Raw genomic sequence first — 17,751 nt, 5'->3', positions numbered from 1 at the left:
TCATCGGTATTTATCCGTATCTATCTGTATTTTAAATCCACAGTCTAAAAATAAGTATTTAAAGTTTCTATTGCATTGTCGCTTATTATCTTTTCACCGTATTCGTTAAGATAGCCTTCAAAAAATGCCGGATTCCCAACCAGGACAGAGTATTCGGACATTATAATTTCCAGGGACTGTGAGCCTGTGGCAATACCGCTGAGCAGAAGATAATAACTGTCACGGCATCTGAAGAGGGTACTTTCCCCCTGGTAGACGGCAGTAATACGTTTAGTCAGTTTACACACATCATCCAGATTGTTGAAACAATATATTTTCAAGGTTGAACAAACCTTGCTCTTCTTTTTCTTTTGTTTTAATTCCGAATTCTTATATTTGCTTTTTATATACTTTTGGATTGACTCAAATTCTCCATCGGCATCGACTTTGGTGATGGTTACAACAAAACCGTCCTCGTTTTCAGGAGAGGCTTCGAATATGAGCTGGGATTCACCCGAAGCAAAGCCGTACTCTTCCTCGGCTTTCTCCATCATATCCCAGAATAGTTCCTGAGCAGCAGGCGAATTATAATTCAAAGAGCCTAAATCAATATTTCTTTCTTCAAGATCATTCAGTGTTATTGTGACCTTCAATACATTTTCATTAATTTTTTCAATTCTCATATAATCACCACCAACTCTCCGATAATTAATTAACCATACCAAACTCAAATACGCCTGTCTATACCTGCGCAATTCGACCGATGAATATAGTTTTACTATATTATACTTCTAAAAACCCGAATTGAGAAGTGATATTTATTAATATTATTCATAATAGGAGATGTAATATTTAAGCACGGAGCCATTTTTAACCGTATGCAATCACGCAAAGGAGTGCTTAAACAGCGCTTTTAATAAAAATAAGCTTTTTACAGATAATATATATAAATTTTTACCTAGCTTTTTATTTGAAAAATCAGCTATAAAAATATATAATAAATATGGTTGCGTTTGTCGCTTAGTGTAAAGATATGAAAAAATAAAATATGGTGGAAAAATGGATAAAATTATATTAGCTTCAGCGTCTCCAAGAAGGCAGCAGTTATTGACCCAGATGGGACTTGGATTTACAGTGTCCCCTTCAAATGTAATCGAGGTGATGGACCGGAACCTGGAATCCCATCAGGTAGCAGTATCTCTTGCAAGGCAAAAATGCGTAAATATTGCTACACAGACAAAACATGACAGTTTAGTGATCGGGGCAGACACAATCGTTGTTAAGGACAATAAACTTTTGGGCAAACCAAAGGATGAACAGGAAGCTTTTGAAATGCTTAAAAATCTTAACGGTGAATGGCATGAAGTCGTTACAGGAGTTTGCCTGTGCAGAACAAGCGATATGAAAACCCTATGTGAATTTGAAACTACCAGGGTAAAAATAGCTAAAAAGTCAGAAGAGTTTCTCCTGGCGTATATTGCTACAAAAGAACCCTTTGACAAGGCCGGTGCTTATGGCATCCAGGGCTATGGCTCCCTGCTGGTGGAGAAAATAGAAGGAGACTATTTTAACGTTATGGGCCTCCCTATTTACAGATTGTCATGTATGTTTGAACAATTAGGTCATGGCATAAATTTAAAAAATCTGAGTATATAAAACTCAGGTAATAAATTACTATTTGTTTGCGTGCAATGCATGCATATGGGAGTAAAGTATGGAAAGACTGAAGATAAAAGAACTTCCGATAGGTGAAAGGCCATACGAAAAACTTGAAGTTGTCGGTGCGGAGCATTTATCAAATGCGGAATTGCTGGCAGTAATAATTAAGACCGGAACAAAGTCTTATACTGCGGTTGAACTGGCACAGCATGTATTAAGGCTGTCTCATGACGGACGGCTGTCTTCTTTAAATAACTTGTCCATTGAACAACTGAAAAAGATAAAAGGAATAGGTAGGGTTAAAGCTATCCAGATAAAAGCCGCTCTTGAATTATCCAAGAGAGTGGCCACAAATGACGGATTGCTTCATCATACTATAAAAAATGCTAATGATGTCAATAATCTAATGATGGAAGAAATGCGGTACTTAAAAAAAGAAATATTTAAAGCATTATTACTCGATACTAAAAATCAGATAATAAAAATTGTGGATGTTTCGATGGGCAGCCTGAATTCCTCCATTGTTCATCCGAGAGAAGTATTCAGTGAAGCAGTAAAATACGGAAGCAACAGCATAATTTTTGTCCATAACCACCCCAGCGGTGATCCGACGCCAAGTGCGGAGGATTTGCAGACTACCCAGAGGCTTGAGAAAGCCGGCAGTATATTGGGGATTAAAGTATTGGATCACATAGTGGTGGGTGACGGCAAATTTGTCAGCTTCAAGGAAAAGGGATACATATAGTTGACTTTTTCTCAACTAAAAAATGGCGTTGGGTACGCGGATAGGAGACTGGAATGAGTTTGTTTGCAAAGGATATTGGGATAGATTTGGGGACAGCAAATACATTGGTACATGTTAAAGGAAAGGGCATAGTTGTTAGAGAGCCTTCGGTGGTTGCTGTTAATATAAAAAATAATGAAGTTCTGGCTGTAGGTGAGGCAGCCAAGGAAATGATCGGGCGTACTCCGGGTAACATTGTTGCCATAAGGCCTATGAAAGATGGTGTTATTGCAGATTTTGACATAACACAGAACATGATAAAATATTTTATAAAAAAGGCCATGTCAAATGGCGTGTTCAGCAAGCCCCGTGTAGTTGTATGTGTCCCCTCGGGGGTGACGGAGGTTGAGAAGAGAGCTGTCGAAGATGCCACTCTTCAGGCCGGAGCCAAGGAAGCTTACCTGATTGAGGAACCCATGGCTGCGGCAATAGGTGCTGAGCTGCCGGTTGAGGAGCCTTCGGGCAGTATGGTGGTTGATATCGGAGGAGGCACAAGTGAGGTTGCGGTTATTTCACTGGGAGGGATAGTTACCAGCAAATCCCTGCGGGTAGCAGGAGACGAACTGGATGAAGCAATAGTCCACTATATCAAAAAAGAATACAGTCTTATGATAGGTGAAAGAACTGCAGAACAAATAAAGGTGACAATAGGCGGCGCTTTCCCAAAAACCAAGGAGGAAAGAATGAATATCAGAGGAAGGGATCTGATAACAGGACTTCCAAAAAATATTGAAATAACTTCATCAGAGATAAACGAAGCATTGAGAGAACCTGTCAACGCCATTATAGACTCAATAAAATACACACTTGAGAAAACTCCTCCCGAACTTGCTTCGGATATAATGGACAGAGGCATTATGCTCACAGGCGGAGGTGCGCTTCTGGACGGCCTTGACAAATTGATCAAACAGGAGACGGGTATGCCTGTTTCAATTGCCGAAAGACCGCTTGACTGTGTTGTGCTGGGGACGGGCAAGGTCCTGGAAGAAATAGAAACCTTAAAAAAGGTATTGCTTTCACCAAAAAGATTGAAATAATTTTGTGGAAGTTTTAAGGGGTTAGAGAGGAGAAGTATTCCTTGAAGTATTTTAAAAGTAGGGCATTGATAGTATTGATAGTATCCCTGGTACTTATTGTAACCATAGGTCTGACAATAAATCCGCTGAGCAGTGTAAACTGGTTTGGAAATCTTATTTCGGTTCCGTTTACCTCAATAGAAAAGGTATTTACCTATGCAGGGCAGGAAATTGAGGCAGGAGTGGGCCTGTTTAACAATGTAGAGGTTTTGAGAGCCGAAAATAAGGCATTAAAAGAGGAAATTGACAAATTAAACAATGAGCGGACCGAGTACGTGAGGCTTAAAACCGAAAACGACGATCTTAAAAATGTTCTGAAGCTTAAGGATCAGCTTGACGGCATCGATATGACAGGGGCAAATGTTATTGCAAAGGATTCGGGAAACCTTTTTAACATCTTCCTGGTGGATAAAGGGGTAACAAACGGTATATCCTATAATATGCCGGTGGTTACAAGCAAGGGCCTGGTCGGAAAGGTATCCTCCTCGCAGCCGTTTTCTTCAAAAATAACAAGTATTATTGAGGATGGCAGTGCGGCCAGCGCAATTGTTGCCAAAAGCGGAGATCTGGTGGTAGTTAAAGGAGATTTGAAACTGGGCAAGGAAGGTCTTTGTAAACTGTTATATATTCCAAACGACCTTGATCTTACTCAGGGTGACGTAATAGAGACCTCAGGACTGGGGGGGATTTATCCCAAGGGTATAATAATAGGAACGGTAAAAGAAGTGAGAACCGGTGAGAGCGATCTGGACAGGTATGCTATAATACAGCCGGCTGTTGATTTGAGACGGCTCAGTCAGGTAGTTATTCTGAAAAAGAATATGCCTGCCATATCTTCAGAAATGGAGATTACCGATAAATGAGAGCCAGAATAATTATTTACACCATACTTATATTCATATTTGTCACTACTCAGGTCACTTTCCTGAACTTCATTGAAATATTCGGGGTGAGACCCAACCTGATAATCATACTGATAGTAAGTATCTCACTGCTGGAGGGAAGAAACCAGGGCGGAACCGTGGGTTTTTTTGCGGGACTCTGCCTTGACGCGGTTATCGGAGTTGCGCTGGGCTATCATGCCTTGATAGGCATGCTGCTTGGTATATCGCTGGGCAATATAAACAAGAGGTTTTTTAAAGAGAATATTTTCATAATGGGGATATGTACTTTTATCTCAACCATATTGTTCGAGTCTGCGATTATTCTGGTATCATATATCCTGGGACTCAGAATGAACTACATAGAAAGCCTGAAGGAGGTTATCCTGCCAGAAGCAGCTATAAACACCATATTGGGTGTAATAATCTTTTTACTTATTGTCAGGATAAGCAGAAAATTTATAAGTATGGATGTCAAAAACAAATATTGAGGAAAGTTAAAATATTGAAATTGTTGAGTGGTGGTTAAAGAATGAAACGCTTTTTTAAAGACAGGCATAATATTGCAAGTATAGTGCTGGTATTGGTTTTTGCTGTGATTGTTTATCAGCTGGCCAATCTGCAGCTGGTTCAAGGCGAAAATTACTTCACGCAGTCTCAGGTCTTTAATCTGAGGTCGCGGACGATTCTGGCCGAAAGAGGGAATATAGTGGACAGATACGGGGTGCCGATAGCTGTTAACTCCACCAGCTACTATCTCATGCTGATGAATACCGGCAGGCCTTCCGACGAACTGAATGATATGGTGTCCAAGCTGGTAAAGATACTTGAGAAGAATGGTGATAAGTATAACAACATTTTTTCCAAGTATCTAAGCGAAAAACCTGTTAAATTCGGTTCCATGCTTGCCAACAGCAAGGATAGGATCAAGGTGCTGAAAAATGCCACCGGGTATAATTTTACAGACCTGAATCAGGACTCGGATCCCGAAGAAATTTATGAGTATTTCCGCGATACTATATTTAAAATAGACACTGACAAGTACAAGGAACCGGAGATATACAAAATAATGGCACTGAGGTTCCTGATCCTCAGCAACAATCCGGTTGTTGCCGAGTCCATCAACGAAAAAACAGTGGCCGAAATTGAAGAGAGAACCGATGAATTTCCGGGAGCAATAGTGGATTTGGTCCCCAGCAGAAAATACATTGATGCAGAGTATGCTGCACACCTGATCGGTTATGTCAGGACCATAGATGAAAATGAATTGGCCAGTAGGGCCGATGAGGGCTATAAACCCGATGACATAATCGGAAAATCCGGTATTGAGCTCACTGCCGAGGGATACTTGAGAGGTACCAACGGCTATAGAAGAATTCAAATAGACGAGAACGGGAAAACAAAGACCATAAGTGAAGAGGCTGTCAAGCCTGGCAGCGATGTTGTCCTCACAATTGATATGAGGCTGCAGAAGGTTGCAATGGAATCACTTGAGAAGAATATCCAGTTAATCAGACAGAAACCGCAGTCAAGGAACTTCAAGGATGCAGATGCCGGTGCAGCGGTTGCCATTGATGTCAATACCGGAGAAGTTCTGGCACTGGCCAGCTATCCAAGTTATGATCCGTCCATATTTCTGGCAGGTCCTGAAGATAAGGCGGCGCAAAAGGCAATAGAAAACCTGTTTGATCCTAAAAATACGGCCAGACCGGCATTCAACCGGACTATAGCCGGTACTTATACCCCGGGTTCGACCTTTAAGCCGATGGTGGGGCTTGCCGGCCTGGAGGAAAAAAAGGTAAACCCTTACGACAAGTATTTTGATAAAGGTTATGAAATCTATGACGGATTGCTTCTGGGATCTATCGAGTACCGTACTTATAAATCCGGTTTGGGGTGGGTCAATATGATACAGGCAATTCAAAAATCCTGTAACCCATATTTTTACAATCTTGGGGTAAAGGTCGGCATAGATAATATTGACAAATGGGCCACAAAATTCGGTCTGGGACAAAAGACAGGAATCGATCTGTTGGGGGAAAGCAAGGGAATACTTGCGTCCAAGGCATATAAGAAAACCTACAGTCCATATATATTTGGAAGTGCCGATACGGCACAGTCCTCTATCGGGCAGTTTGACAACAGCTTCACTCCCATTCAATTGGCCAATTATTGTGCTACAATTGCAAATGGAGGCAAACATTTTAAACCTCATATTATAAAAAGGGTTGTAAAGTATGACGGGTCAATAGTGACAGAGACAAAACCGGAATATGAGCTGCTGCCTGTGAAAAAAGAAAATATGAAAATAATACAGGAAGGCATGATTGCCGTTGCCAACTCTGAAGACAGAGGAGGTACGGCAGCCAATGCATTTAATGAATTGCTTCCTATAAAGGTTGCGGGTAAAACGGGGACAGCCGAGACAGAATCAACAAACCAGACCAAGTCCTCAAATGCTTTATTTATTTGCTACGCTCCGGCTGACAAACCCCAGATAGCCGTTGCGGTTGTTGTTGAAAAGGGAGTACTTGGAGCATATACGGCACCCATTGCCAAAGATATTTTAAAAGCTTATTTTGACAATAACGGTTCAAATATTGAGGATATTGCAATAAAGAGTGAGATAGTGGAATTGACTAAATAATTCAATTGGGAGATTAAAATTATATGTCTGAAAATACGGTAACTTTTAAGGGAACTGTTAACGGCCTTACAATTATAATAAAGCCGGAAGCCGGTTTTGAGGAAGTTGTTGACAGTATGCGCCTGAAAATCGAAAGCGCAGGGAAATTTTTCAGGGGGGCAAAACTGGCTGTCAGATATAGAGGCAGAGTGCTCAACGAGACCGAAAAAAGCCAGCTGCATGAGTTGTTAAAGAGTGAGAGCGGAGCAACAATACTTTCCTTCGAAGAGGAGATTGTGGATAACAGCAGCGTGTGTCAGAAAAGCAATCCGCCGGTCTCTGAAAGAAACAATCAGATAAAAAAATATATGTTTTTCAAAGGAATAGAGGAAGGGAGGACAAAGTTCTACCGCGGAACAATAAGATCCGGCCAGCTCATTACCTTTGACGGCAACCTTGTCATCCTTGGAGATGTCAATCCAGGTGCAGTAATCGAAGCTACGGGAAATATAGTGGTTATGGGTTTGCTGAGAGGTGTGGTCCATGCAGGGAGTGACGGAAATAAGGAGGCAATCGTTGCCGCTCTTGGACTTAATCCCACACAACTGAGAATTGCCGATATAATAACCAGACCTCCCGATGAAAAGGGTACAAGTGCAAATCAAGTTCCGGAACTGGCTTATGTCAGGGGTGATATGCTCTATGTAGAGCGGTTTTTACCGCAAAGATAAGTTGACAAAACTTTAAAACAAATATATAGTTTAATGTGTATAACTTTAAATTAATAATAAGTAAATTTTTGTAAATATCATTTTCTTGGACAAGAATTGGAGGCAAGCTGTATGGGCGAGGTAATTGTAATTACATCCGGGAAAGGCGGCGTTGGAAAAACCACAACGACTGCCAATATTGGTACGGGCCTGGCATTGGCAGGTCATAAGGTTGTACTGATCGATACTGATATAGGGCTTCGAAATCTCGACGTTGTAATGGGGTTGGAAAACAGGATAGTTTATGATCTTGTGGATGTTGTTGAAGGCGTATGCAGAGTAAAACAGGCTTTAATAAAGGATAAAAGATACGAAGGTCTATATCTGCTTCCAGCAGCCCAGACAAGGGACAAGACATCCGTAACACCGGAACAGATGATTAATCTGATCAATGAATTAAAAACAGAATTTGATTACATAATCGTTGACTGCCCGGCAGGTATTGAACAGGGTTTCAAGAATGCCATAGCCGGTGCCAACAGGGCTATTGTTATTACAACCCCGGAGGTTTCGGCCGTCAGAGATGCTGACCGTATAGTGGGACTCCTGGAAGCCAACGAGTTAAGAAATCCAAAATTGATTATCAACAGAGTCAGGATTGACATGGTAAAGCGCGGCGATATGATGAGTATTGACGATATTATTGATATTTTAGCCATTGATTTGATAGGTGTTGTCCCGGATGATGAAAAAATAGTTATTTCTACAAATAGAGGAGAGCCTGCAGTTAACGACGACAAATCCTTGGCCGGACAAGCTTACAGAAATATTACAAAACGAATTCAGGGGGAAGAGGTTCCTATTCTTAACCTTGAAACAGATGACAGCATTTTTAGCAAATTCAAAAAAATGTTAGGATTTAAAACTACATAAGGAGGAATAGGGTATGCTGATTGATTTTTCAAAGATCTTTGGCAGATCTAAACCGTCAAAGGATGTAGCCAAAGAGAGATTGCAGCTGGTATTGATACACGACAGAGCCAATGTTTCTCCTGAGTTTCTTGAAATGGTGAAGGGAGAGATTATAAAGGTCATCCAGCACTATATGGAAATTGACGAAAATGCTCTTGATATACAGCTTACTAGAACTAAAAGCGATGAGGGCGATAGGATAGTTCCCGCATTGGTGGCTAATATACCTATTAAAAGTGTAAAAAATGCAGGTAAATAAAATTAAAGGTATGTGATTTTTAACCATGAACATTGCATTCATAGCGCATGATAATAAAAAAGAATTAATGGCCAGTTTTTGCATAGCCTATAAGTACATTCTTCAGGAGCATCATCTTATTGCCACCCGGTCAACAGGTATGGTTATTAACAAGGCAACCGGACTGAATATCAATCTGCTGGCTTATGGGAGCCTTGGCGCCCAACAGTTGGGGGCACGGATTGCATGCGACGAAATAGACCTGCTTATTTACTTCAGGGATGCAAACACTGAAAGTGACACTGATACATTTCTGCTCTTTAAGCATTGTGATGCAAATAATATACCGTATGCGACAAATATAGCAACAGCCGAAGTTCTCATAAAAGGTTTGGAACGTGAAGACTTGGCATGGAGAGAATTGCTGAGATAAATAGTTTAAATATGATTACAAAAAGCCTGGAGCAATCCAGGCTTTTTACATTGCCCTGTAATAATATTCATCCATATAAAATATAAATAATTATAGGCATGGCCAATTAACCTCCTTTATTCGCCTTATAGCGGATGAGGGAGAGAGATTTCATTACAGTTTTGTGGCCGCTAAGCGGCTCAAAGCCATGTATGCATGGCTTATGGAGGTTAATATATGGATGAAATGATTGTAAGACCTAAATACTCAAGACAGACCGGTACACCCAGAAAAAGCAGGAGACAGAATGAAAATGACATGATGTCCACTGTATTTGCTGCCAAGATGCTGGCTGTGGTGGTGTTCCTGTCGGTGTTTGCCTTATGTAAAGCTGCCGATACACCCACCACAAACTATTTCGTTTCAAAGGTTAAATTAATTACCACAGAGAATTTTGATGCAAACAAATATTTATTGAGCGCGGCAAATGCGCTGGGAGTAAAACTGCCCGAAAAAAATGCTGCAGCCGGGAGTGTTACAGGACCTTCCACAGACAGCGGGTTGGTTGAACAGACAGCGGGCAATGGGAGCAGCAATCAGGAGATATCCGATCAAAATGGCGCGGATATGAAAAGCTCTGTTCAAAGCGGCCAGATACCGGATTCAATCCATGAAAATATCCCGGGCACCGAAACCGGTTCAGAGGTTGTCAGCAGTTCAATCAGTGATACAATAAAGGCCATATCCCAGGTTCCGGTTCTCGAAGAAGCAGAGATAAAAGCATTGGCCGATAAATATTCCTTTGTCATTCCCATAAAAGGTCAAATAGATTCACCTTTTGGTGTCAGGACCGACCCATTAAGCGGCAATACGGTATTTCACAGCGGTATAGACATAAAGGCCAACATGGGAACTTCCATAAAGGCGGCACTTGACGGTGAAGTAACCGAGGTAGGCTCAAGTCCCGAATATGATAAATACGTAAAAGTGAAACATGATGAGGGGATATATACGGTATATGCACACTGCTCCATCCTGGTGGCTAAACAGGGGCAGAAGGTAAAACAGGGAGATGTTATTGCCAAGGTTGGAGACACTGAAGGCTTACCGGGCGCATACCTCCATTTTGAGGTGTGGAAGGGGGATAAGGCTGCTGACCCTGAGAAACTTCTTAATTTATTAAATCAGTAAAGTATTAAAAGAGGCTGTATCGAAACAGTCTCTTTTTAATTAAAATATCGGGTAGATTGGAGCTTGACTTGAAAGCTGTGTTTTCAGTACATAAAAATATAGGAAGTATAAAGGTTTCGGTTAATATTTTTATTTTATTTTTTGTGGCTGCAGCCATACTTGCCGGAGCCCTGCCGGAGTATTTGCTGACCCTCCTGTTCATATTTGTCCATGAAGCCGGACATATCACTGCTGCAGTCCTTTCAAGGGCAACAGTGCATAGTATCCGGTTATTGCCCGTGGGATTCAATGCAGGGATTGATGACGGCATATGCAGCAGAGGACAGAGAATCCTTATATTCGCTTCAGGTCCCTGTGTCAGTTTTTTGCTGGCTGTTCTGGCTGCGATATTAATGCATTTTAATGTAACGAATTCACTGGTAGGGCTGGGAATATATGCAAACCTATATCTTGGAATATTTAATCTGCTGCCCGTTCTTCCTCTTGATGGCGGGAGGATAGCAATGGAGCTGCTCGCTGCAAAATTTGGCGTTTTCAGGACGGGAAAGGTGCTGCAGCTGTTCTCGTTCCTAATCTCGGTAGGAATTGTATTGGCAGGTATTGCTGTATTCATTGACAACCGCAGAAATGTAAGCCTTGTAATAATAGGTCTGTATATTTTAATGTGCGCCAAAACAAACAGGGAGGAGACAGCCTTTATGAATATCAAAAGCTTATTGTTCAGAAAATCCAGGGTTATTAGAAAGGGTATTTATCCCGCACGGGAAATCGTTGTGTTGAAACATGTTAAATTGACTGAGGTTATAAAGGCTTGCGACTATGTGGACAGGTTTCACATAGTTAATGTATTGGACGATGATCTGAAAGTGATAAAGGTGATGACGGAGCAGGAGCTTATTGAGGCAATTATACGAAACACGCCTGACACCACGTTTGATAATTTAGTCCATATGGAGTATAATGTTCCTAATGATATCAATTAACATCTGATGCAAAATGGGGGTTATTTATGTACAAGATAGTTAGAAAAGAGATATTGAATCCTTCTGTTGTTCTTATGGATATTGAGGCGCCGTATATTGCCCGAAAAGCCGAACCGGGACAATTTATCATATTCAGGATAGATGAGGCCGGGGAAAGAATACCTCTGACCATAGCTGATTATGACAGGGAAAAGGGTACTGTTACAATTATATTCCAAATAGTAGGAAAGTCAACCCGGGCTCTGGCTGAAATGAGTGAAGGTGAAGCCCTTCTTGATTTTGTCGGCCCGCTTGGAGTAGCTTCACATCTTGAAGGTTATAAAAAGGTTGCAGTTATCGGAGGGGGTCTTGGAGCTGCTATTGCTTACCCACAGGCCAAAAAACTCCATGCTCTGGGAGCAGAAGTTCATGCTATAACAGGTTTCAGAAACAAGGATCTGATCATTCTTGAAAAAGAGATGGAAATTGTCAGTGACAAGCTTGTAGTTGCCACGGATGACGGCTCCAACGGCAATAAGGGTTTTGTGACAAACGTATTGAAGCAGTTGATTGAGGAAGGCAATAAATATGACCTTGTAATTGCCATAGGTCCGCTTGTAATGATGAAAGCAGTAAGTAATCTGACAAGAGAATACGGTATAAAGACCCTGGTCAGCATGAATCCCATCATGATAGATGGTACCGGTATGTGCGGAGGATGCAGGCTCACCGTAGGCGGAAAAACAAAATTTGCCTGTGTTGACGGACCTGATTTTGACGGACACGAAGTTGATTTTGATGAAGCAATGAGAAGACAGGGTATGTATAAGAAGCAGGAAGGCAAATCAACTGAACTGCATGCCTGTAAACTGGGGGGTGTTACCAATGCCTAATATGGCCTTAAATAAAGTAAAGATGCCGGAACAGAATCCTGATATAAGAAATAAAAACTTTAAAGAAGTTTCATTGGGCTACGATGAGGCAATGGCAGTGGAGGAGGCTCAGAGATGTCTGAACTGCAAGCACAAGCCATGTGTGGCAGGATGTCCTGTAAATGTTAAAATACCTGAATTCATACAACTGGTAGCCGACGGAAAATTTGAAGAGGCATATTATAAAATCAGAGAGACAAACAGCTTGCCTGCAGTATGCGGAAGAGTTTGTCCTCAGGAAACACAGTGCGAACAGCTCTGTGTAAGGGCCAAAAAAGGCGAGTCGGTAGGAATAGGACGTCTTGAACGTTTTGTAGCCGACTGGTACATGGCGAACTGTAAAACAGATGAAGCCAGGCCCCGGAGCAATGGTATCAAAGTTGCCGTTGTGGGTTCCGGACCGTCTGGACTTACCTGTGCCGGAGACCTGGCAAAGCTGGGCTATGAGGTGACCATATTCGAAGCCTTCCACGTGCCGGGAGGAGTTCTGATGTATGGAATACCTGAATTCCGTCTTCCCAAAGCACTTGTGCAGAAGGAAATACAGACTGTAAAAAATCTTGGAGTCAATATACAGACAAACATGGTAATAGGCAAGGTACTCACAATAGACGACCTTAAGGCCGAGGGCTATAAAGCGGTATTTATCGGCTCGGGTGCTGGGCTGCCAAGCTTTATGTCAATACCTGGGGAGAACCTCAATGGTGTTTACTCTGCCAACGAATTTCTTACAAGAATCAACCTTATGAGTGCGTACAAATTCCCTGACACCGATACTCCTGTATTTGTGGGCAGGAATGTTGCTGTGGTGGGCGGCGGTAACGTTGCCATGGATGCTGCCAGAAGTGCCAAGCGTCTTGGAGCCGAGAACGTATATATAGTTTACAGACGTTCCGAGGCCGAAATGCCGGCCAGACTTGAAGAAGTCCATCACGCAAAGGAAGAGGGAATAATCCTGAAGGTTCTGACCAATCCAAAGCAGATTCTGGGAACAGAGGACGGCTGGGTAAAAGGTATGGAATGTGTTGAAATGGAACTTGGTGAACCGGATAAATCCGGAAGGAGAAGACCTGTTGAAAAGAAGGGTTCAGAGCATATAATCGATCTGGAAACAGTGATTATGTCAATTGGACAATCTCCAAACCCTCTCATATCTTCAACTACTCCGGGTTTGGATATCCAGTCCTGGGGCGGTATCATAGTAGAAGAGGAGACAGGTGCAACCAGCAAGAGCGGAGTCTATGCCGGCGGAGATGCCGTTACAGGTGCCGCTACCGTTATATTGGCAATGGGTGCTGGTAAAAAAGCTGCCGAGGCCATTGACAGGTATATAAAAGGTGAATAAGACCGGCAATCGTTTATTTTTCAATTAAACGGGGATAAGGGCTGGTAATTGTGTCTGAAATGAATTATTATTTATATAAATATGATTCAAAAGCATAAAGCTTTTAAGAAACAAAATGTAGAATGGAGTAAAAGTTTAATGAAGACATGGGTATTGTACTACAGTAAAAGCGGCAACACCAAGAAAATTGCTGACGCAATAGCTGAGGAGCTGGAGGATGTTCAGAAGTCCGAACAGATACCACCGGCTTATCCGCCTGAAAATGTTGCCCTTCTGTTCCTTGGAACAGCAGAATATGCAGGCAAACCGGATCCGAAGATGATTGAATTCATCAGAACATTGAACACAAACAGAGTAAAAAATGCAGCAGTATTTGGAACCAGCGGAGCAGGCAATGCCGAAGGCAAGGCTATTGGGGCAGTGAAAGCTCTTCTGAAGGAAAAGGGCATAAATGTTGTTGAGGAATCTTTTGCCTGTAAGGGTAAGAATTTTATATTCTTTAACAGGAACAAGCCCGATGCAAACGATTTGAAGGCTGCCAGAGAATACGCAAGGAAAGTATACGGCAGTATAAAAGTTTAATTACAGAACAGGAAAAATCCCGCATACAGCTTCAACTTCATGTATTGAGAGCTGTATGGCGGGGTTTTTGTTGTGAAATGAATACCAAATGTTTTTATGTATAATTGCTGAAGGCTTCAAAGCCTCCGCATAGTTATCTTGAAACTTTAATGTCTCCGCTTCGGGTTTCCAGTTCTATGGATATTTCAGGGGAAATGCCGACGGTTCCAGCGGAGGTGTTATCGGTAACAGCAAGCTGGTTTGCAAAAGAGGTGTCAATAGAACCCTCTTTTGTTGTTGCCGAAAATTTGAATGCAAGCTGGCTTGGAAGTGCCAACGCAAGACTTCCGTTTTTTGAGTATGCAGAAATGTCACCCGATACACCGGTAAAGGAAATATCTATGGAGCCTTCCCCCGAAGCATTAAAGGAGCCGGAGCCATTAATACCCGAAGCGGTCAGCTTTCCTCCCTTCGATTGATAGCTTATTACTCCGTTTGCTTGATCAAATGAGGTTGTGGCATTGGTGGTCCGTATCTCTATCGAAGCCGCAGCTATATTTTCAAAGCTCAAATTGCCGTTTGTGCTGGTGATTTTTATATTGGATACTTTAGTATTTGATACATCAATTATGCCTCTCGTGGTATCGACGCAGAAATCACCCGACAAATTCAGAGCTGTTTCAGATTTTATTTTTCCGCTTGTGGAGTGCAGGGAAAGGCTATTGGTATAGTCCTGCGGAATATAAATTTCAATGTAAGATTCAAACCCGGAATGTACCGGCCTATCACCTTCTGTTATAAGCAATTCACCATTTTGAGTGCTTGTTCTGGCATAGTAGCTCTTTTTGTCCTCGTTCATATACTCCTTCAATATAACCTTGTTATTATCACTTTCTAGAACATGAATATCATCTGCATCATAATCAAGCCGAAGGCTTTGAAGATCCCCGAGGCTAAACGTAAGAGTATTTACCAGTGTGATTGCTTTCTGGTTTCCGCATCCCGATAAGATCCCAACAAGTAAAAAGCCTGTGCAGGCAAATAAGATTAGAATTTGTTTCATAATAAAGATTCTCCTTTCCTTGATTGAACCATTCATTCAATAGCATGGTATTTTTTTACGGAGCAAATGCTCCGTAAAATCTTATAGTTGGTATGCGTGGAGTAAATTATCCATACAGATTGCTTTAGCTGTTTCAATTGGAATATCTTTTTGTATTTCGTAAGCATCATTTGTAATATGCATTCCCCACCATGATAAGGTTTCAATTATCAACCGCGTAATGTGCTGTGGATGTTCCACATGACGAAAGGTTCCTATTTGCATGTACTGTGTAATGTATGATAAAACCTGATCATAAAATTTTTTTCGGTATTCTTTATAATAGACTGTAAGTTTTCTAAGATCATCAGGATTCTTTTCAATTAACAAGCAGCCAATACCGTATTTTGAAATGACTTCAAACGCATCGGACAACATTTGTTCCAAAGGATATTCTGTAATATTGTCAAGGTGGGAAGAAAATGCTTTTGTATTCTCTTCAAAAGCATTCATAATCTCATTGTCCAGAGAATCAAATAACTCAGAACTGATTGGTAATTCAAATTCCTGCGTAATAAATGCCTGATCGATTGTGCCTTTTAGAATGAAATTTAAAATATCCCGTTTTCCTGTAAAGTAAACATACAGCATTCCTGTTGATAGACCAATTTCTTTTGCTATATCCTTTATTTGTGTTCCTGCATACCCTTTGTTGATAAATAAATGACTGGCGGCGTCAAATATCGATCTCATTCTATTTTCCATTGAACATCTCCTTCTTTTGACTGAACCATTCATTCAATAAACATTATAATATATTTTTTGGTATCCGTCAACGATTTACACACGAAAGAGACGCAAATAATGTTTCCACAAAGCGTAAAGATTAAAATTGCACCTTGTTTTTATCCAGGCATTTCTCAACATCGATCTGAACAGGCACCCAATCCCCTTTCTTTTTGACAAGGGAGTTGATAAGCAGATCTGTCCCGTTTGTGAGTTTAGCGAATTCAAACATGTATTTCCTGTTGTCAACACCGTCTATTATTATTTTTTTCATATATTCATCCTGATCGGGGGCATACTGCTTCATTATAAGTCCGCACCAGTTGCCGTAAACCGTCTCAACATATGATTCGGCATTATGGGCCCAGCCGTGATAGGCCGCACAGAAAAAATCCTCAGGGGTCAATGTCAGGGAGTCTATATAATACAAGCCGTTTACCTTTAGCACATCAAGTTCGCCCGTATAATAATTAAAGGTAGTTACTCCAACACTGCTTCCTTCAAGTATTTCCAGTTCGAGAAAAAATCTGCTCATATCCGTGGAATCAACAGTGACTGGCAGCAGCTTGATAAGATTTATATGACCGATACCTTCAAAGGACTTTAAAAATACATCATAATTCATGGATTTTTTGTTGTTTTCAGATAGGAAGGAGTATGCAATGGGAAAGGGTTCAAGGCCATAGCCCACAGTTCCGCAGCCCCCGTTCTTTTCCATTGTAAGATTGGAGGCCTGCTGGAGTACACTGAAATAATTTATTGCAGATTTTTCGGGTGTATTCAGAAGTTCATTGGGAATCTTCCCGTCTTTAAAGTTTTCCGAAAAAGCTTCAAGATTCATAAATCTGCTGTTAAGGGCTTTTAGATTTGATGGACGGAAATAAGTTTCATTCAGGTTTGACATTTGTTTATTCATTATCTGAATAGCCTGCCGTGACAGGCTTGAGGCAGCCAAGTCTATGTTTTCGTCCTGCTTTTTCCCGGTAAATATACCGCCCAGGACATAATCCTTATGAGCATCCTCCTGTTTACCGACTCTCAAACAAATTGCCCCGATGAAAAAAGCCAGCAGGAATATTGATATTATAAGCAACCGTTTTGTTAATATTCTCATTTTAACCTCCCAAGCCATGTGCCTGATCACGTCGCCAAGTGTAATTAAAGACTCTCTGTCTTTTTAAGGCGTGAATGATATGTCCTGTAAAAAGTGGACGACTTACTTTATAATATATTCAAACAAGTGCAGGTTAATAATTAAATAAAAGTTATTGTAATAAAAATATAATTCCCTATTCAAACTTTATTAATAAATACAACACCATAACAACATATTCCATTGCTATAGTTGTAGTTGTAGATTTAAATCTATAATCATACATAAAAGGAGTGGTTTAATGAAGAAAACAAAAAAGATTATTGGGTTGGGTTTGAGTATGGCAGTTCTGGTGACTTCAATGGGATTTGCATTTGCTGCTGACAATCAGACTCAAACAGCCGATACAAGCAAACCCGAAAGTCGCAAAATGATCCAGTTCAAAGGCTGGGGCGAGGGCAGAAATATGAATTTGCTTTCGGAGCTTGTAGCTGCAGGGACT

19 protein-coding genes and 1 pseudogene are annotated in these 17,751 nt (G+C 41.1%); 16 read left to right on the top strand and 4 right to left on the bottom strand.

Annotation, left to right across the window (positions count from 1 at the left end; all coding sequences use genetic code 11):
• Positions 1-44: 44 nt before the first annotated feature.
• On the bottom strand, positions 45-662 hold the full coding sequence (locus tag CTER_RS00535; protein ID WP_004622883.1) for an adaptor protein MecA: 618 nt from the start codon (positions 660-662) through the stop codon (positions 45-47).
• A gap of 376 nt (positions 663-1,038) precedes the next feature.
• On the opposite strand from CTER_RS00535, the gene CTER_RS00530 reads away from it, so the two are divergent.
• The 15 genes from CTER_RS00530 (at position 1,039) to CTER_RS00460 (ending at position 14,349) form a co-directional block, all read left to right on the top strand.
• Positions 1,039-1,635: a Maf family protein gene (locus tag CTER_RS00530; protein WP_004622880.1), complete on the top strand. Its 597-nt coding sequence runs from the start codon at positions 1,039-1,041 to the stop codon at positions 1,633-1,635.
• Between the two features lie 58 nt (positions 1,636-1,693).
• Positions 1,694-2,383: a RadC family protein gene (radC, locus tag CTER_RS00525; protein WP_004622862.1), complete on the top strand. Its 690-nt coding sequence runs from the start codon at positions 1,694-1,696 to the stop codon at positions 2,381-2,383.
• 53 nt (positions 2,384-2,436) lie between these two features.
• A complete protein-coding gene (locus CTER_RS00520) occupies positions 2,437-3,459 on the top strand; it encodes a rod shape-determining protein (RefSeq protein ID WP_004622870.1) in 1,023 nt (340 codons plus the stop codon).
• Positions 3,460-3,500: 41 nt separating this feature from the next.
• Positions 3,501-4,361 carry a rod shape-determining protein MreC gene (gene mreC / locus CTER_RS00515; protein ID WP_004622871.1) on the top strand — a complete coding sequence of 287 codons (861 nt, stop codon included), beginning with the start codon at positions 3,501-3,503 and terminating at the stop codon, positions 4,359-4,361.
• Positions 4,358-4,870 (top strand): rod shape-determining protein MreD, encoded by a 513-nt coding sequence (gene mreD / locus CTER_RS00510; protein WP_004622853.1) that lies wholly within the window; start codon positions 4,358-4,360, stop codon positions 4,868-4,870. Before mreC ends, mreD begins: the two co-directional genes overlap by 4 nt.
• Before the next feature lie 41 nt (positions 4,871-4,911).
• The gene (gene mrdA, locus CTER_RS00505; RefSeq protein WP_004622886.1) at positions 4,912-7,026 is read left to right on the top strand and encodes a penicillin-binding protein 2; all 2,115 of its coding nucleotides are present in this window, start codon (positions 4,912-4,914) and stop codon (positions 7,024-7,026) included.
• A gap of 23 nt (positions 7,027-7,049) precedes the next feature.
• Positions 7,050-7,736 carry a septum site-determining protein MinC gene (gene minC, locus CTER_RS00500; RefSeq protein WP_004622859.1) on the top strand — a complete coding sequence of 229 codons (687 nt, stop codon included), beginning with the start codon at positions 7,050-7,052 and terminating at the stop codon, positions 7,734-7,736.
• 111 nt (positions 7,737-7,847) lie between these two features.
• Positions 7,848-8,648, top strand: a complete 801-nt coding sequence (gene minD, locus CTER_RS00495) for a septum site-determining protein MinD (protein ID WP_004622887.1) — start codon at positions 7,848-7,850, stop codon at positions 8,646-8,648.
• A gap of 13 nt (positions 8,649-8,661) precedes the next feature.
• Positions 8,662-8,946, top strand: a complete 285-nt coding sequence (gene minE / locus CTER_RS00490; RefSeq protein ID WP_004622872.1) for a cell division topological specificity factor MinE — start codon at positions 8,662-8,664, stop codon at positions 8,944-8,946.
• Between the two features lie 25 nt (positions 8,947-8,971).
• Positions 8,972-9,358, top strand: a complete 387-nt coding sequence (locus CTER_RS00485; protein WP_004622866.1) for a methylglyoxal synthase — start codon at positions 8,972-8,974, stop codon at positions 9,356-9,358.
• A 216-nt stretch (positions 9,359-9,574) separates the two neighbouring features.
• Positions 9,575-10,528 (top strand): M23 family metallopeptidase, encoded by a 954-nt coding sequence (locus CTER_RS00480; RefSeq protein WP_004622885.1) that lies wholly within the window; start codon positions 9,575-9,577, stop codon positions 10,526-10,528.
• Positions 10,529-10,605: 77 nt separating this feature from the next.
• Positions 10,606-11,511 (top strand): M50 family metallopeptidase, encoded by a 906-nt coding sequence (locus CTER_RS00475; protein WP_040759898.1) that lies wholly within the window; start codon positions 10,606-10,608, stop codon positions 11,509-11,511.
• Between the two features lie 26 nt (positions 11,512-11,537).
• Entirely contained in the window at positions 11,538-12,383 is an 846-nt protein-coding gene (locus tag CTER_RS00470) for a sulfide/dihydroorotate dehydrogenase-like FAD/NAD-binding protein (RefSeq protein ID WP_004622873.1), read from the top strand.
• Positions 12,376-13,767 carry an NADPH-dependent glutamate synthase gene (gltA, locus tag CTER_RS00465; protein WP_004622875.1) on the top strand — a complete coding sequence of 464 codons (1,392 nt, stop codon included), beginning with the start codon at positions 12,376-12,378 and terminating at the stop codon, positions 13,765-13,767. The genes CTER_RS00470 and gltA overlap by 8 nt, the downstream gene beginning before the upstream one ends.
• 138 nt (positions 13,768-13,905) lie before the next feature.
• The gene (locus CTER_RS00460; protein WP_004622876.1) at positions 13,906-14,349 is read left to right on the top strand and encodes a flavodoxin family protein; all 444 of its coding nucleotides are present in this window, start codon (positions 13,906-13,908) and stop codon (positions 14,347-14,349) included.
• Between the two features lie 133 nt (positions 14,350-14,482).
• On the opposite strand, the gene CTER_RS00455 is transcribed toward CTER_RS00460, so the two are convergent.
• The 3 genes from CTER_RS00455 to CTER_RS00445 all read right to left on the bottom strand — a co-directional run bounded on the left by CTER_RS00455 (position 14,483) and on the right by CTER_RS00445 (position 17,270).
• The gene (locus tag CTER_RS00455) at positions 14,483-15,391 is read right to left on the bottom strand and encodes a DUF4097 family beta strand repeat-containing protein (protein ID WP_004622869.1); all 909 of its coding nucleotides are present in this window, start codon (positions 15,389-15,391) and stop codon (positions 14,483-14,485) included.
• Between the two features lie 81 nt (positions 15,392-15,472).
• Positions 15,473-16,135 (bottom strand): TetR/AcrR family transcriptional regulator, encoded by a 663-nt coding sequence (locus tag CTER_RS00450; protein ID WP_004622884.1) that lies wholly within the window; start codon positions 16,133-16,135, stop codon positions 15,473-15,475.
• A 121-nt stretch (positions 16,136-16,256) separates the two neighbouring features.
• A complete protein-coding gene (locus CTER_RS00445; RefSeq protein WP_004622860.1) occupies positions 16,257-17,270 on the bottom strand; it encodes a hypothetical protein in 1,014 nt (337 codons plus the stop codon).
• A gap of 280 nt (positions 17,271-17,550) precedes the next feature.
• Between CTER_RS00445 and CTER_RS00440 the strand changes: the two are divergent.
• A pseudogene (locus tag CTER_RS00440) lies at positions 17,551-17,751 on the top strand (hypothetical protein); the annotation flags it as partial.

The sequence above is a fragment of the Ruminiclostridium cellobioparum subsp. termitidis CT1112 genome (assembly GCF_000350485.1).
Classification (GTDB): Bacteria; Bacillota; Clostridia; order Acetivibrionales; family DSM-1351; genus Ruminiclostridium; species Ruminiclostridium termitidis.
This window is presented reverse-complemented; position numbering and strand designations above follow the sequence as displayed.

Bases quoted from the DNA above. Each gene is read 5' to 3' on its own strand.
- mreD (WP_004622853.1), top strand. From the start codon at position 4,358: ATGAGAGCCAGAATAATTATTTACACCATACTTATATTCATATTTGTC.
- minD (WP_004622887.1), top strand. From the start codon at position 7,848: ATGGGCGAGGTAATTGTAATTACATCCGGGAAAGGCGGCGTTGGAAAA.
- CTER_RS00480 (WP_004622885.1), top strand. From the start codon at position 9,575: ATGGATGAAATGATTGTAAGACCTAAATACTCAAGACAGACCGGTACA.
- minC (WP_004622859.1), top strand. From the start codon at position 7,050: ATGTCTGAAAATACGGTAACTTTTAAGGGAACTGTTAACGGCCTTACA.
- CTER_RS00450 (WP_004622884.1), bottom strand. From the start codon at position 16,135: ATGGAAAATAGAATGAGATCGATATTTGACGCCGCCAGTCATTTATTT.
- radC (WP_004622862.1), top strand. From the start codon at position 1,694: ATGGAAAGACTGAAGATAAAAGAACTTCCGATAGGTGAAAGGCCATAC.
- gltA (WP_004622875.1), top strand. From the start codon at position 12,376: ATGCCTAATATGGCCTTAAATAAAGTAAAGATGCCGGAACAGAATCCT.
- CTER_RS00530 (WP_004622880.1), top strand. From the start codon at position 1,039: ATGGATAAAATTATATTAGCTTCAGCGTCTCCAAGAAGGCAGCAGTTA.
- CTER_RS00445 (WP_004622860.1), bottom strand. From the start codon at position 17,270: ATGAGAATATTAACAAAACGGTTGCTTATAATATCAATATTCCTGCTG.
- CTER_RS00460 (WP_004622876.1), top strand. From the start codon at position 13,906: ATGAAGACATGGGTATTGTACTACAGTAAAAGCGGCAACACCAAGAAA.
- CTER_RS00520 (WP_004622870.1), top strand. From the start codon at position 2,437: ATGAGTTTGTTTGCAAAGGATATTGGGATAGATTTGGGGACAGCAAAT.
- CTER_RS00535 (WP_004622883.1), bottom strand. From the start codon at position 662: ATGAGAATTGAAAAAATTAATGAAAATGTATTGAAGGTCACAATAACA.
- CTER_RS00485 (WP_004622866.1), top strand. From the start codon at position 8,972: ATGAACATTGCATTCATAGCGCATGATAATAAAAAAGAATTAATGGCC.
- CTER_RS00470 (WP_004622873.1), top strand. From the start codon at position 11,538: ATGTACAAGATAGTTAGAAAAGAGATATTGAATCCTTCTGTTGTTCTT.
- mrdA (WP_004622886.1), top strand. From the start codon at position 4,912: ATGAAACGCTTTTTTAAAGACAGGCATAATATTGCAAGTATAGTGCTG.
- minE (WP_004622872.1), top strand. From the start codon at position 8,662: ATGCTGATTGATTTTTCAAAGATCTTTGGCAGATCTAAACCGTCAAAG.
- CTER_RS00455 (WP_004622869.1), bottom strand. From the start codon at position 15,391: ATGAAACAAATTCTAATCTTATTTGCCTGCACAGGCTTTTTACTTGTT.